The 14,548-nt window shown below is 56.5% G+C and carries 13 protein-coding genes and 1 pseudogene; 11 read left to right on the plus strand and 3 right to left on the minus strand.

The genetic code is table 11. The features are described 5' to 3' along the window. Positions 1-38 precede the first annotated feature (38 nt). A complete protein-coding gene (locus tag QZ869_RS13300) occupies positions 39-1,076 on the minus strand; it encodes a DUF3991 and toprim domain-containing protein (RefSeq protein WP_296105372.1) in 1,038 nt (345 codons plus the stop codon). Between the two features lie 204 nt (positions 1,077-1,280). Beyond that, positions 1,281-1,457 (minus strand): hypothetical protein, encoded by a 177-nt coding sequence (locus QZ869_RS13305; protein ID WP_200951794.1) that lies wholly within the window; start codon positions 1,455-1,457, stop codon positions 1,281-1,283. Positions 1,458-1,828: 371 nt separating this feature from the next. Here QZ869_RS13305 and QZ869_RS13310 point away from each other — a divergent pair, with 371 nt between their 5' ends. The 9 genes from QZ869_RS13310 to QZ869_RS13350 all read left to right on the plus strand — a co-directional run bounded on the left by QZ869_RS13310 (position 1,829) and on the right by QZ869_RS13350 (position 12,589). After that, entirely contained in the window at positions 1,829-2,551 is a 723-nt protein-coding gene (locus tag QZ869_RS13310; RefSeq protein ID WP_296105376.1) for a DUF6088 family protein, read from the plus strand. Then, positions 2,532-3,635, plus strand: a complete 1,104-nt coding sequence (locus tag QZ869_RS13315) for a nucleotidyl transferase AbiEii/AbiGii toxin family protein (RefSeq protein WP_296105378.1) — start codon at positions 2,532-2,534, stop codon at positions 3,633-3,635. Before QZ869_RS13310 ends, QZ869_RS13315 begins: the two co-directional genes overlap by 20 nt. 143 nt (positions 3,636-3,778) lie before the next feature. Further along, positions 3,779-4,423, plus strand: a complete 645-nt coding sequence (locus tag QZ869_RS13320; protein ID WP_296105380.1) for a hypothetical protein — start codon at positions 3,779-3,781, stop codon at positions 4,421-4,423. Then, complete coding sequence (locus QZ869_RS13325) at positions 4,404-5,798, plus strand: 7-cyano-7-deazaguanine synthase (RefSeq protein ID WP_296105382.1); 1,395 nt, start codon at positions 4,404-4,406, stop codon at positions 5,796-5,798. The genes QZ869_RS13320 and QZ869_RS13325 overlap by 20 nt, the downstream gene beginning before the upstream one ends. Beyond that, positions 5,782-6,972 (plus strand): XRE family transcriptional regulator, encoded by a 1,191-nt coding sequence (locus tag QZ869_RS13330; RefSeq protein WP_296105384.1) that lies wholly within the window; start codon positions 5,782-5,784, stop codon positions 6,970-6,972. The genes QZ869_RS13325 and QZ869_RS13330 overlap by 17 nt, the downstream gene beginning before the upstream one ends. Further along, on the plus strand, positions 6,947-7,597 hold the full coding sequence (locus QZ869_RS13335; protein WP_296105385.1) for a DNA-binding protein: 651 nt from the start codon (positions 6,947-6,949) through the stop codon (positions 7,595-7,597). The genes QZ869_RS13330 and QZ869_RS13335 overlap by 26 nt, the downstream gene beginning before the upstream one ends. A 254-nt stretch (positions 7,598-7,851) precedes the next feature. Next, the gene (locus QZ869_RS13340) at positions 7,852-9,936 is read left to right on the plus strand and encodes an AAA family ATPase (protein ID WP_296105387.1); all 2,085 of its coding nucleotides are present in this window, start codon (positions 7,852-7,854) and stop codon (positions 9,934-9,936) included. Further along, positions 9,933-11,675, plus strand: coding sequence for an ATP-dependent helicase (locus tag QZ869_RS13345; RefSeq protein ID WP_296105389.1), 1,743 nt, complete (start codon positions 9,933-9,935; stop codon positions 11,673-11,675). The genes QZ869_RS13340 and QZ869_RS13345 overlap by 4 nt, the downstream gene beginning before the upstream one ends. Positions 11,676-11,839: 164 nt before the next feature. Next, positions 11,840-12,589: a hypothetical protein gene (locus QZ869_RS13350; RefSeq protein ID WP_296105391.1), complete on the plus strand. Its 750-nt coding sequence runs from the start codon at positions 11,840-11,842 to the stop codon at positions 12,587-12,589. A 184-nt stretch (positions 12,590-12,773) separates the two neighbouring features. Here the strand turns inward: QZ869_RS13350 and QZ869_RS13355 are convergent. Continuing rightward, a pseudogene (locus QZ869_RS13355) lies at positions 12,774-13,037 on the minus strand (helix-turn-helix domain-containing protein); the annotation flags it as partial. 19 nt (positions 13,038-13,056) lie between these two features. On the opposite strand from QZ869_RS13355, the gene QZ869_RS13360 reads away from it, so the two are divergent. Together QZ869_RS13360 and QZ869_RS13365 are read left to right on the plus strand one after the other, a co-directional pair. Beyond that, positions 13,057-13,839, plus strand: a complete 783-nt coding sequence (locus QZ869_RS13360) for a DUF808 family protein (protein ID WP_296105392.1) — start codon at positions 13,057-13,059, stop codon at positions 13,837-13,839. 304 nt (positions 13,840-14,143) lie between these two features. Next, positions 14,144-14,347: a heavy-metal-associated domain-containing protein gene (locus QZ869_RS13365; protein ID WP_153312735.1), complete on the plus strand. Its 204-nt coding sequence runs from the start codon at positions 14,144-14,146 to the stop codon at positions 14,345-14,347. Positions 14,348-14,548 lie beyond the last annotated feature (201 nt).

Raw genomic sequence — 14,548 nt, forward strand, 5'->3', positions numbered from 1 at the left:
CCGAAGGCAGCACTGTCGTTTCGACCTCACTATCCTCTTCAGTCCTTCATGACCCCTCCCGATCGGCCGGCCTCGTGTCCGGACGGGTCAAGGGCCGGCTCTTGCCGGGCGAAGCTTCCCTTGATGCGGCCGGCACGCATGCGGCAGGCCTCATTCCTCTTCCCCTCGCTCCTTTCTCGTCTTTCCCTTTCCCGGTTCTGGAGAACCGCGTTCCAATCGTCAGCCGGCGGACGGAGGCGCTGCCAATCGCAGCCGGACTTTTCCGCAATCGCGCGCAGCCGTTCCGCATAGGCATCACCTTGGGAATTGGCGTCGGTGGCGGCGACAAGACTGGATCCTGGGTGGGCCGCCAGCGCGGCGAGGGCGGTGTCTGTGGTAGGAGACCATCCGCCACCGGTGCTGATGTAGAGCGTCCCCTCGCGCGAGCCCTCGAGCGCCGAAAGACTCATCGCGTCAATCGCGGCCTCGGTCACGCAAAGGCGGTTGAAGTTCCTTGGGCCGAGCCGGAACAATACTTTGGAGCCACCAGCGGAAAAACCCCGCCATTCGGGCCCGCGCTCTTCCCAGCCGACCACCGCGCCATGGCAATCGACATGCGCAGCCCACATGCTGCCATAAGGTCCTTCCCGCAGGATGTCCTCCCGGATAGCGTGCCGGACGATGGCAGGGGGCACCCCGCGCTCCCAACAAAGATAGCGCCACGTGTCGGAGTCGGGCGACGGCGTACGCCGGCTTCGCCAGCGCCCGGGAATTTCTCCCGCCGAGCCTGAAGAGCGCGGAGACTTCCATTCCGGACGAGAAAGTCGAAACCCAACCAGCTCCGCGACTGCTTCCGCCGCCACCGGAAAAGTGACCTTATCAAGAAACATGGCGAGCGCGAAAACATCGCCTTTCGCATCGCTCAGTGGATCGAACCAGCCGCGTCCGTCATGGGTCACAATAATGATGCTGCTGCCACGCCGGTATTTGACGGCTCGACGGGTACTTTCCTTCGCATCGAGTTCATATCCGGCCTGCTCCAGCACAGCTTCGCAACTGACCTTGGCGCGTAGCGCCTCCAACTCTTCTCTTTTCATCTTCCCTTCGGTCGCATCGCGACCGACCTCTCATGTTCTTCCTTCCTGCTTTTCTGCAGGCAGCTTCTCACCGGCGCGAAGAGCAAAGGCTGCAAGGGCGCGCCTGGCAATTGTAGGATTCGACAAGTATCGACCCACAGGCGCGGCGAAGCCTCCCTTGCGGCCGCCAGCTCGCGAGCGGCAGCCGGTACCGCGAAGCGGGGCTCAGTGAGCTCCCCATGGGAAAAATTCATGAATGACCGAGAGGTCATCATCGGCGTCGATCTCGTCAGAGGGGAGCACGCCATATTCACCGTCGACTTCGAAGACGGTGACCGGGACCATCAGGTCGCGGGAAAGCTGGAAGGCATGGGACTGTGCGAGAGTAAGATCGTGCGACATTGAAGTGGCTCCATTTGGGGAGCGGGCCAATTCCCGCTCGATGGCTCCAAAAGGCACGGGGGCGGGCGCGATCACCGCGGCGGCGTAGCCAAGCGGCCGCAGCTTGCTAGCGGACCCCTTGCGGGTTGATCGTGGAAGATCCGGCCCCGGGCCAGGACGCCATCGCATGAGAGCGGGATTGGGCTGTTTCCCGTCGGTGCGGCGACACCGTCGTTTGCTCTTATCGTTTGGCCTCTACCGAAAGCGCTCATCCGGCATCAACCAGATTCAGGCATCCCAGACTTACTGACCAGAATTTGTACTCAAACTTTGGACAGCTTGTCACTGACCAGAATTTGAATATAATCTTTGGACACTAGGAAGCTTTTTTTATGCCCGATCCGACTTCTGACACGCTTGAGCGGATTTATACGCGGATCGCCGCCGGTGCGCCTTCGGGTGTATGGTCTCGCGGTGACTTCCTGGATTTGGCCAGCCCGAACGCTGTCGAGAAGGCGCTGCAACGCCTGACCAATCGAGGCGATATCCGTCGGCCCTACCGCGGCCTTTATGACAAACCGTCCGTCAGCAAGCTCACAGGAAAGCTGGTTTTCCCACCACGCGCGTCCTTCGTCGATGCGATTGCCCGTCGGGACAAACTTCGAATACTTGTCGATGGGATGACCGCGGCCAACGACCTCGGCCTCACGACAGCTGCTCCCGCACGATCGACCATCCACGCAGACACATACCCTAGAACGATTGAGATCAATGCTGCTGCAGGTGATATCCAGGCAAGCGCACCGGTTGTCTACAGGCTCGACTTCAAGAGAGCTTCGGCAAAGGCCGCATTCTGGGCCGGACGACCAGCAATGCGCATCGTTCAGGCGTTGGCCTGGTTGCGCGATGAACCCAGCAGCATTGAACCTGCGATAAATGGAATTATCCAGAAACTAAAGAATAGCCAAAGTCGACAAGCGATCTCGAACGATCTTCGGTCGAACCTTGCAGCTATGCCGGCATGGATGTATCCGGCCGCGCAAGAAATCGCAGACTCTTTGGCGCCTGACCAGAACGAGCGAGAGAAGACCGAAGATGCAGACGACGTTCATTGAAGTTCTTCGATCGAGCCCTGACGAACGCCGCGCGCTATATGCGGCAGTAGCGGCCGGGCTCCAGACCCGGGCAGAGAATGTCGAAAAGGATCTCTATGTCTGCTGGATCCTGGATTTTTTATTCAATCAGCGAGAAGGCGACCCGGTCAATCTCTATTTCAAGGGTGGCACCAGCCTGAGCAAGGCCTATGACGTCATCAAGCGGTTCTCGGAAGACATCGACATCGGCGTCTATAAGGCCGATATCGACGCTCCCCTAGAGAAAGAGATAGCCGAACAGGGCTCTGTGACCAAGCAGCAAAGAATGCTCGCGGACAAGGTTGATGAGGCCGCGCGCACTTACATTTCCGGCCCCTTGCGTGACCAGCTTCTGCGAAAGATCGAAGAGACCGAGGCCGCCATCGGCGAGGCAGGACACTTTGCCGTTGAATACGGCTACGATGCCTATCGGAAACGCGATGCTCTGGATATCCTTGTCGTCGGCTATAAGAGCGTGTTTACGGGCGACATTGACTACGTTCAGCCGGCAGTAAGGATAGAAGGCGGGGCTCGCCCCGATCCGGTCCCTGTCGAAACTCGCACGATCACCCCATACATCGCATCTGAGTTAAACTCAGCGAACGATCTGGCTGTCCACGGAGTGACAACGGTGAAGCCGGAAAGAACCTTCTGGGAAAAGGTGCTCATCCTCCACGCGATGACCGAAATGACCGAGAAGCGGGCCGACGAGCAAAATCCTGAAAAGCCAGTCCCAGACCTCAATCGCTATTCGCGTCATTACTATGACGTCCATCAGATTTGGACAAACGGCGCGTATGGCGAGGAAACAGCTTCAATGAACGAGCTTGCCGAAGCGTGCAGAGCCCATAAGGAGCTCATGTTTCGAGCACCGGACCATCGATATGACCGCGCAGTTCCCGGGAGTTACAGACTCACACCATCGGCGCCGATGCGTGAAAAACTCTCCAGGGATTATGATCGTATGTCAGCCATGATCTTTGGCGAGGTCCCGCGGTTTGACGAGGTGATGAAAAGCATTGACGAACTCGAGGCGTTCCTGAACGGCCTTCGCAAGTTGGGATAATAGGGTTTTGTAACGTCATTGGCTGTGGCTGCTGTTATGGCCGCTAAGCCAGTCGAATGCCCTCAATCATATCTCCTGAGTAGACGCTGGTCCGTTGATTTTAGAAAGTCTGCACACCTGCGATAAAAGGTTGCATCGCCAAATTGTCAGCTTTTTCTATCCATATGTTGACTTTGTCAGATTATGCGATCATCTTGCAGACATTGGAGGCAGCGATGACTGATGGACCTTTCCGAAATTCCGCATTGAGCAATAGATGGAAAGTTTATGGACAGGACCTCGTCAGTGACGCTGTCTCCCAGGATGAGCGCGTAAAACAGGCCTGCCACAGTGTACTGGGCGGCATCGATATGCAGTCATTCGGGCGCCTTTACCGAGAACTGGACGCCCGTGCATCGAATGATCAAATGGATCTCGACGCAGTTTCCGCCACCGAGATAATCTTTGACAGAAACGAGCGTTCTCCGCTGCACGACGCTTTGGAACGGCACCTATTATGCAACCTGAGAGATGCTTTGCCCGAACGCCGGTCGCTGGATCTTGCGCTTGAAAGCGCGGTGTCGGAGGTACTGGGCAACGCCAAGAACCGCATTGATGAGGAATGCATTCGTGCAAAGGAAGTCCGCGATATGAGCAACGCGGATTTTGTGAAAGGCCTTCACCGAAACAAGGAGACCTTTGCTGCGGTGGATGTCGCGCGCGTATGCGCAGCTCTTGAGAACGGTGAGAAGGGTGCGTTCCGCCGCACGGCGCGAACGGATGTAAACGATGGTCCTGACGATGACTGACGCGCATACTGAAACCCATTCAGAGAAGCATCTTCTCGTGGTCGAGAAGGGCAATCCCGCGCGTGTTCGCTCGGCGAATAACATCGTGGTCGCAGAAATTGGAAAGCACATCCAGTTCGACCCTGATGTGCTTGATACCTTCGACGTGAAGGGTTTTGCACCGATACACTATGACCTTATGATCTTGGCCGCGGCTATAGAATTCGCTGATCGACGCTGGAGACGACCTGCTGGCTGGTTGCGTAATATCAGTGTTGAGATACCGGTCATAGACTTCGAGTGCTGGTCGAAACCCGACGTTCAAGCCACGCTTCGCAGCACGATGAATTTTCTCACCGGCGACAACTGGCGTTTCTCGTTTATCAAGGCTAGTGGGCGCTCACCTATCGGCTCCAAGCAGATGCCGCTTTTCTTCGAACAAGAAAAAAAGTTTGCGATTGCCTACAGCAACGGCTTGGACTCTCGCGCAGTGTCGGCACTCAGTGGAAGCCGAGAGGAGGCTCTTTGTGTTCGCGTAGCGGCGACCAAGCAACGCAGGGTGGAGGGTGAAAGCTACTTCACGAAAATTCCGTTCAAGGTGAAGGGGTTTGAGGGAAGAGAAAGCAGCTTTAGATCGCGCGGATTCCAGTTTGCTACGATAGCGTCGATTGTGGCTCAGCTGTCCAAAGTCTCCAGGATTGTCGTCCCGGAAAGTGGGCAAGGTGCACTCGGCCCGGTCCTGGTCCCGCTTTATAACATCTATACCGACTACCGCAATTATCCGACGTTCTTCAGGAAGATGGAACGGTTCGCGCGAGCGCTGCTCGGCTGTAGCATTAAGTTTGAACAACCTCGCCTGTGGTCAACAAAGGGACAGACCATGTCCGCTTTCCTTGCACTACCAGGCAAGGCGGATAAACACCTAACGACTACGCGATCGTGTTGGCAGACGAGACGGGTGGTGAATGCCGATCGACGCCGGCAGTGCGGATTATGTGCAGCATGTTTGCTTCGCAGAATGAGCCTGCATGCGGCAGGCGTGCTAGAGGCAGACGATACGTATGTTGTATCAGACCTATCTGCCAGTGAAGTCAGTCACGCTTTCAAGGGCATAGCAGCCCAGGCTGACCAGGAGATAATGATTGAATATGGAAGCGTCGGCGCGCGCCATTTCCAGCACCTCGCCGACCTAGCAGATCTACCCGACGCAGCGTTACGTCCGTTCGCCTCGCAGATTGCAGCCGCAATAGGCGAGACGTATGACGTGACGCTTCGAAACTTGAGAATGATGTTAATGACGCATGCGAGTGAGTGGCAGGCATTTATGTCCGCCCAAGGTGACAAGAGCTTTTTAAAGGGTTGGATGGACGGAGGGCGCCATGACCGCTTTAAATGAGCTGAGCGCACAAGAGATCGGGCGGAGACTTCGAATCGCACGTGAAAATGCTGATGTTCGCCAGGACGATGCCGCCCAATTTATCGGCGTATCGCGCCCAACTCTTGTTTCGATCGAAAAAGGTGTTCGTCGGGTTCGGATGCAAGAAATCCAGGCTCTCGCTCGTCACTATGGTGTCTCAGTCAATGCACTATTGCGTCGCGAAGCTGTGCATACCGACCTGTTGCCCCGTTTTCGTAAACTCCGCGATACTGAGGACGAGCACACTTTAGAGGCCGTTCGTCTGCTCAACGACCTGATCAAAGCCGATATCGAACTAGAGAACATCCTCGGTATCCAGCGCCGACGCAACTACCCGCCTGAACGCGGCATAAACGAGGGCGACGTGGTCGCTTTGGGAGAAGCGCACGCGAAGGAGCTGCGAGAGTGGTTGGGACTTGGCGGGGGGCCGATTCCCGATATTTTTTCGGTAATCGAGCACGGTCTAGGCATACGGCTATACCAACGCCGCTTGTCCTCACGGTCACGTATCGCAGGCTTGTTCACCTACGACGATGCCGTTGGCGCATGTATTTTGCTCAATGCTAACCACCCCCTTCCTCGTAGAGTGCAGACTGCCTCTCACGAGTGCGGACATTTCTTTGGCACGCGGCAGATGCCTGAGGTGTTGGAAGAGGATGAGAAATTTCTCTCACGCGATGAACGCTATGCAAATGCGTTTGGCCGGGCGCTGCTTGCGCCACCAGAGAGCTTTGCCGAAAGTTTTCTTCAGCTGAAGGAGATCACCGGAAAGACCACGCGCCGCCTCGTCATCTTGCTCGCCGACCAGTTCGGCATTTCGCGCCAGGCCTGTGTTCTGCGCCTCGAAGAACTCGGGTTAGTGAAGAAGGGAACGTGGGCCTGGTTTGAGAACAACGGTGGCATTACCGACGAGCATGTGCGGGAAGTCTTCGGCGGACCAATCGACCGCCGTGACAGTGGTAAAGCTGATGCAGACCGCCTGGTCTCACATCGACTGAGCCTTATGGCGCATGCAGCATGGAAACGCGAATTGATGTCGGAGGGTCAGCTTGCAGAACTTCTGAAAATCAGCAGGTTGCAGCTTCGCGAGATCATCGACGAAATCGAGCTCGAGGAAAAAGAAACGGATGACCTACTCAAGTTCCCTGAGTGATCAAACCGGTGCTCTGATCCTCGATACGAGCGTTCTCATCAACCTCCATGCATGCCGGCGTGGTGCAGAGATCCTTTCAGCCGTCCCAAACCCTATCGTCATTTCAAACATCGTGGCTGGCGAGCTTGACCACGAGACGAGCAGACGAAACGGCGAAAAGGCATTTCTGCGCACGTTGGAGACTGCAGGGAAGGTCTCACTCGTCGACCTATCGGATCAGGAGTTCGAGTTCTTTTTCGAACTCACGTCTACTTCACCGTCGCTAGACGATGGTGAGGCAGCAACAATCGCTATCGCACGTTCACGTGGCCTTTTGCCGGTTATCGATGAAAAGAGGGGACGCAGAAGGGTAGAGCAGCTCATGAGCGCTGAGGCCTGTTGGTCGCTCGACATTCTGACGCATCCTGACGCCATAGATTTCCTCGGAGCCGACGTATCGAGGGAGGTGCTGTTTCTGGCTCTTCGGGACGGACGAATGAGGATCCCACCTGAGAGTACCCAGCACGTAGTGAATTCAATCGGGATAGACCAGGCTAGATGCTGTACTTGCCTGCCCGGATACAAAAGCCTTTTCGACGTTCTTTCCGCGTCAGAGCAGCAGATGAAGCTCGGCTCTCAACCATAGAAATTTCGAGGTTGCCAAACTCCAGAAGTGACTTCGTATTTGCCTTCGCCGCTCTCGGTGGGTCACAAGGCGTCGCTCGCAGTTGGCAATCGCGCGTTGCCGATCGGCAGGCCCTAAGCGTCGCGATGTCTCAGACATGGTCCATGGCCTGAACGAAACGCGGCCAATCCGCGCGCAAAAGCGAGTGCAACCATAGAACAAGGGAGAAAGACAAAATTCGTTCGTGGATTGCGAACGTGTGATGTCGAGGATTTGTGTTTGATCGGCTACAGTCCTGGCATTTGGGGGATTCGATGTACTTAAGAAAAATTAAGCTCGCAAATTTCCGTTCGTTTCATGAGACTGAGATTGAGCTTCAAAAAGACCTTACGGTTTTCGTTGGCGAAAATAACGGCGGCAAGAGTAATGCAATCGATGCGATGCGGCTTTTGACTGTACCGCTTAGTGGCCGCCGCGAGATTTACTGCGAAGGAACCGATATTCGCTTTCAAAGTACGCGGCCGGACTTCGAGATGGTCGGCGAGTTCGAGGAACTGTCCACTGGCCAGCAAGGCCGACTAATCTCAGCGGCTACAGACGTTTCCCTTACCCGCGCCGCGTTCGGATTGAACTTCACCGCGAACCGCGTTGGCGCAAGGCCAACGTTATGGGCAGGAAAAGAAGGCAACACGCCCGAGCCGGGTTGTCATGAGATGATACGCCACGTCTATCTTCCTACCCTGAGAGATGCGAAGCGTTCGCTCGCGTCCGGAAACCCGACCCGGATCATGGCTCTCCTCACACATTTCCTCGATGGATCATCGCCAGCGGAACTGGCAAAGGATCTGGCACGCACTCACTCACACGATGTGCTTCAAAAGGTTGATGGTGCGGTCGACAAGGGACTACAAGCCCTAACTTCCGGCGTGCGGCGGCAAACCGCTTCTCTTGGGTTTGCATCGGATGAAGCACTGGTCGACATCGCTCGCGACCTTCGCTTTAAACTCGCTGATCACGGCGTGGATCCAGAAGATCTGCGGTACTCAGGACATGGTTACGCCAACTTGTTGTTCATGGCGACCATTGCAGTGGAACTCGAAAAGGTTCGGACGGCCGATCTAACACTTTTTCTGGTGGAGGAGCCGGAAGCACACCTGCACCCTCAACTACAGGCCGCCGTCCTATCGTTTCTTCGCGATCAGGCTGCCCAATCTAGGTCGACATCTCCTAACGATGGATCCTTGGCCGGAGAGCTTCAAGTTGTCGTCGCGACACACTCACCAAACCTCTCGGCGTGGGTGGCCAACGAGAGGCTGGTTTTGTTCAAGTCGGTCGCAGTGCCAGCACCATCCTCGGAGAGTGAAAAGACGGAGCCCGAGCCACAGCTGGCCGACACGGCTGTAATCGAGAGCAGTGCAGCATCCGAGACGTCCTCCTCGGACGAGTCGACGGATGGAGTCGTCGTCGCGACAATGACGGCCGCAGCGATGCGTAGATCGACGCGCGTCATTCCGCTTTGCAAACTTCCCCTTGACGACGGTGAACGCCGGAAAATCGATCGTTATCTCGACGTCACCAAGGCCGCACTCCTGTTCGGTGGTCGCGTGCTTCTAGTAGAAGGTATCGCGGAGGCTTTGTTGCTTCCCATTGTCGCGAAACACCACACGTTGAAAAGTCACCCTGAAAAGCTGCGGCTGTTCATGTCGACTGTCTTCGTGCCCATCGACGGTGTGGATTTTGCTCCGTACATAAAGTTGCTGCTGACATCGGTAAACGACGCACGAATAGCCGATCGACTTGTTGTTATGACCGACGGCGACAGAGCGGCCGACGAGGATGAAGACGACGACGGCGATGCGCAGGACGAGACAAACGAAAGCGCTGGTAACGTTCCCTCACTTGTAGCGGAAGACAACGCTGAGAGCGCTTCAGTCCAAGAAGAGGTCGCGCAAGCGCTCGATAGCGAGAAGGATGAAGCCGCCACCCAGGCGAAAACCGTCGATCCCGTTATACCTGGAGAGCGGCGGAAGAGAGAGTTCGATGATCTGGCGACGTCACTTGGAGGGATTGCTCAATTCAGGGCGATAGCCAGCACCTACTCCCTGGAAACCGAACTGATCGAGGCTGGAAACGTCGACATTCTCCGAAACGTGTACCTCGAACTTCATCCAAGGTCCCGGCGAAAGTGGGATAACGCTGCTGCATTGTCGGGCGACGCGCGTGCAAAGGCGATCCACAAAATTTTCAAGACGACCCGGAAAGGCGATTTCGCCCAGATGCTGGCCAAGCGAATTGAGGATGGCGAGGCGTTCAAGGTTCCGGCTTACATCGGCGAAGCGATTGAGGCCGTGGTCTCGTGAACCAGAAATCTTTCACACCGACTGAAGAACAGAGGATCATTATCAACCATACCGGGTCGGCGTTTATCACCGCCTGCCCTGGGGCGGGAAAAACACGCACGCTCGTCGAGCGCGCGAGGACAGCACTGCAAGACGGGAAACATCGCCGCGGTGTTGCATTTCTCTCATTTACAAACGCGGCGGTCGAGGAGCTCGAAGCCCGCCTCAGAGGCTTACGCGTCCTGCCTGTGCCGCTCTTCCCGAGCTTCCTCGGAACATTCGATCGCTTTCTCTGGCAGTTCTTCATTCAACCGTTTGGTATTCCGGACATCGCCGTTTTACCCCGTCTCGTTCCTGACAAATCCGACTGGGAAATAGTGCCGTTCCCAAATGCTCAACCTCTCGCTTTTCGCCTCTTCGATAGACAGACCGGAGACGCCGATGAAGACTCGTTGAAAGAAGCGGGTTTTGATGTTGAGAAACGCAACATAACCGCATGGGAAACCGCTGCGATCCGCACCCAGAAAAGTGCTCTGAGCAAGGGGATGATCGACTTTGACGATGTGCGTTGGATCGTGTCACAGCGCTTAGGAGATAGCAGTTTTCGAGAGCGCGTAGGAAAGGCGCTGGCCGCCCGCTTTTTCGAGGTTATTGTCGACGAGGCTCAGGACTGTAATCCCTCGGATCTTGACATAGTCGCTTGGTTGAGGACGGCCGGAATCGCGATCAAAGTCATCTGCGATCCGCACCAATCGATCTACCAGTTTCGGGGCGGCGTCGCAGATGAGCTGATAAAATTTGCGAAGACGTTTCCTGATGATCAGCAGCTATCGATGACCGGCAATTTTAGATCATCGCCCGCGATCTGCGCAGCAGTCGTGGCCCTCAAGCCACCTGGGGGCGTGGCAACAATCGACAAGCCGCTTGGCCCGCGCAAACATGACAGCACGCCGGTGCACATCCTGTCCTACCCGGGTACGAAAGTCACGCCGGCGATAGGCGCAGCATATCAGAAGATAGTCGCGGAGTACGAAATCCCATTAGACGTCGCGCCGTTGATCGCCTCGACGCGACCAACCGGAAGTAATGCTATCGGGCAACCGATCGTTGGCCGAACCAAGGAAATGACGTTGCTTCTAGCAGAGGCGGCGATGCAATATCATTTTGCCTTTGCGTCAGGAAACCGCAAGGAGGCGCTCGTCAATCTGCATCGAACTGTACTGTACGTCCAAGAGAAGATCCCATCGCTCGGCAGCTATCACGCCCACGTCGCCGATACGAACCTTGATGATGGTCGGTGGCGTCCCGCACTTATCGCGATAGCAAACGATCTGGTTGTGCGCGAAGGCGAGACAGCGGAGGGTTGGCTCGCGCGCGCTCGATCCATCCTCAGCCCCGGCCTCGTCGGCACGCGGAAAATTGGCCAGAGATTGAGGAAGCATAACAACCTCGAGACAGTCCTTTCCCAGCCGCCTCTCCAATCGTCTCCAGCGAGAACAATCCATTCGGTGAAGGGTATGGAGTTTCCTGCGGTATGCGTGGTTATGACCACCCAGACAAGTGGTGGAATCCTTGACTTTATTGAAGGAAATTCGGCCGCGAAATGGGGAGAAGATGCTCGAAAAATTTACGTTGCGGCCTCTCGTGCTGAACGACTTCTCGTGATCGCCGCTCCGCATAGCCGTGTATTGCGTTTGAAAGCTTTGCTCGAGAAGCACGGCTGTAATGTCGAAGTGACAGAACTGGCGAGGGATGGATGAACTACCGATGGTCTACATGCGAGCGTACGGGGTTGATGTTGCCTGGGAACGAGGATCGAGAGATAGCCGAAGATCCCTTACTCCGTGGCAACGTCCCAAGAGACGTTTTCTGTTATCCGCGTGTAAATTCCTGGCGGAAGACAATCTGGTCACTCCTTGGCGATGTGATCACCCAAGACGTCAAACTCGCGTTTAAGGAAGCGCCCCCAGAGTTCGTCGTATCGGATGACCTAAGCTGGCTGGACGACCTGATTTTTGGAGTGACAGGAGAGCACGGGGACATAAAAGGGCTTACCGCTCAGCGCCTCCGGCAGAGATTCCGCTTTTTCCGAGCGGCTCACGGTACCCGAACGAACGATTTGGCTCAGTTCTACAAAAGCGGCCTGCGCTTTCTCCGCTCTGACGAAGTTGAAGATCGCGCGAGAACCCTTTTCCTGAACGGCAGACTCAGATTCGCTACTGAGGAACGACTGCAGCTCGCCATCAAGGAGATCGATGCCCGAAAGGTGACGGGTGGCCGGGAGGGCCGGCTATATTTTTGCGCTGACGAGCGCAATCTAACTACCCGCTCTGGCAGCTCGGGCCACTATCTCGTCTATGGGAGTGAATATCTTTACTGCCTCGGCATAGGTCTAGGCAACACCTCGGAAGTAAAGCGAATTCTGAAAGAGATCGGGCGTCCGACAATGTTCATTTGCGACATCCCAATGTCTCAGGTCCGAGATTATACGCTCCAAGAGTTTGCAGGTTTGATTCTAGAGGTTCTGTTCTGCGAACTGGTGGACGAATTGCAGCCGTACGCACTCAGCCCCGGGGCGGGAAGCGGCTTCAGCCTATCGAGCGATCTGTCTCCGGATTGCATAGTAGGCCATTACCACCCTGACACGGTGCACGATCCGCTTTGGTCGGCTTAACCGCCTTCGGCTATGCAGTTCAAACAAACGGAACAGACCTAAAGCCTCACATATGTCCAGCGTGCGGTTCCAAGGCAGGAGTCGGCGGCGAACCGATCGGTGTCAAAATGTCTTTGGGAGAAGGGAGCATGCGATTGCGCCCGCGTTCATCAAGTCCGCGCAAACGTCCAGCCGCGTCATGTGGCTACAAAATGCCCCATGCCCGAAACGTCCCCCTCCCCGTCATCTCTCTGAGGCCGAGTTCCAAAACGATCCGCCGCGCCGCCTGCGGCGTGACCTCGAGCGTTTTGGCCACCGTTCCGGCCGACACCAAAGGCTTTGCCATGACAAGCTCCACCAGCTCAGGCAATTTTGACGACGTCCGCCGCCCCTCCAGCTTCCGTTCCATCATCTGCCGAGCCAGCGCCAGCCGATCATGCTCCTTCAGTCCGATCTCGGCGGCCGCCAACGGTCGCTAGAAGATCCCGTTGCAGCCTTTCGTGCTCGGCGCCAAACAGCGTGGCCTGAGCGGCATCTCTATCGCCGCGTTGAAAGGCATCAACGGCTTGCCGATCTGCCTTATCCTGGGATACTTTGCGCCTTGGCTGATCACGCCGCTGCTGATGATCGGCGGTATCTACCTCTGCTTTGAAGGAGCGGAGAAGCTTTACAAGGCGATGTTTCCGCATGCCTCCGGTCATGCTTCAGATCCAACTGTATCGCTGGAAAGGGCCAGGCTGGAGAACGAGAAGGTCGCGGGAGCGATCCGCACCGACTTCATCCTCTCGGCCGAGATCATGGCGCTGACGCTCGCCGGCGTCTCTGGATTGGACATCTATTCGCAAGCCGCGGTTTTGGCGGCCGTCGGGGTTCTGATCACTGCCGCTGTCTATGGTGTCGTCGCCTTGATCGTCAAAGCGGACGATATTGGCTTATATCTGACGCGAGGTGGAAGTTCATTCGGGAGGGTCATCGGCACGGGCCTCGTCACAGGTGTTCCTGTGCTCCTGAAGATCCTCGCGACGGTCGGCACTGCCGCCATGTTGTGGGTCGGTGGCAGCATCATCGTTCACAGCCTTGCCGAGATGGGACTTCATCTGCCGGAGCATATGATCGAAGGCTTTGCCCACGTTGTGGAACAGGCATTCGTTGTTTTGCCACAGATTACCAACTGGTTCGCAACCTCGTTTATGCAGGCGATCCTTGGCATTGTCATCGGCGCCGCCGCGATCATCTTGTACCGGGGTTGGAAAAGGCTTTTTTCTCACTGAGGTCGCAAGCGCCGGAGCAGTTATTCCGCTTCTCGACATGCTGACAATTAGGTCTGGACGAGCGAGGCGATCGTCAGGATCAGTCGATATGCTTGCCGCCGGCCCTCCAGGCCCACGATCAACAGAGTGCGGCTCACAATTGATCAATGACCGAAAGGTACGCTTCCAGTGACGCTTTGAGATCTGCGGTCCGTCTCGCGCGGCTATTCCGTGTATGCCGCCGATTAGAGCGATAGCACGATTATCCCCTTGACCTTCCAACAGGGGTAACCTCCATTTTTCCCCCATGTGCGAGGAGAACAAAATGTACGAGTTCGACATTCCCAACATGACCTGCGGGCACTGCGCCGGCACGGTGAAGAAGGCCATCGAACAGGCCGATCCGACCGCAAGCTCGAACATCAACGTCGGCACCAAGAAGGCGAAGGTCGAGAGCTCCGCACCGCCCGAGGCGATAGCCGCCGCGATCGTCGAGGCCGGCTATCCGACGACCTACAGGGCGCTGTAGGAAGACCCGAACCGGAGGCGGCATGCAGCCTGCCTCCTCTCAACGGAGCACGTGGATGTCGGGACGAAAGAAGCGATTCCGTCTCAAACCGATGGTCGGCGCTCCGCTGCGCCGCCCTCCCGGCCGCCGGCTGCCTCGGGCGTTGCGCCGCCGTGCCGGACGCGCGTCACCGCATGGCTCGCCGCAGGCTGCGCGCTGGCG

This window comes from uncultured Agrobacterium sp., from assembly GCF_913777885.1.
GTDB lineage: Bacteria > Pseudomonadota > Alphaproteobacteria > Rhizobiales > Rhizobiaceae > Agrobacterium.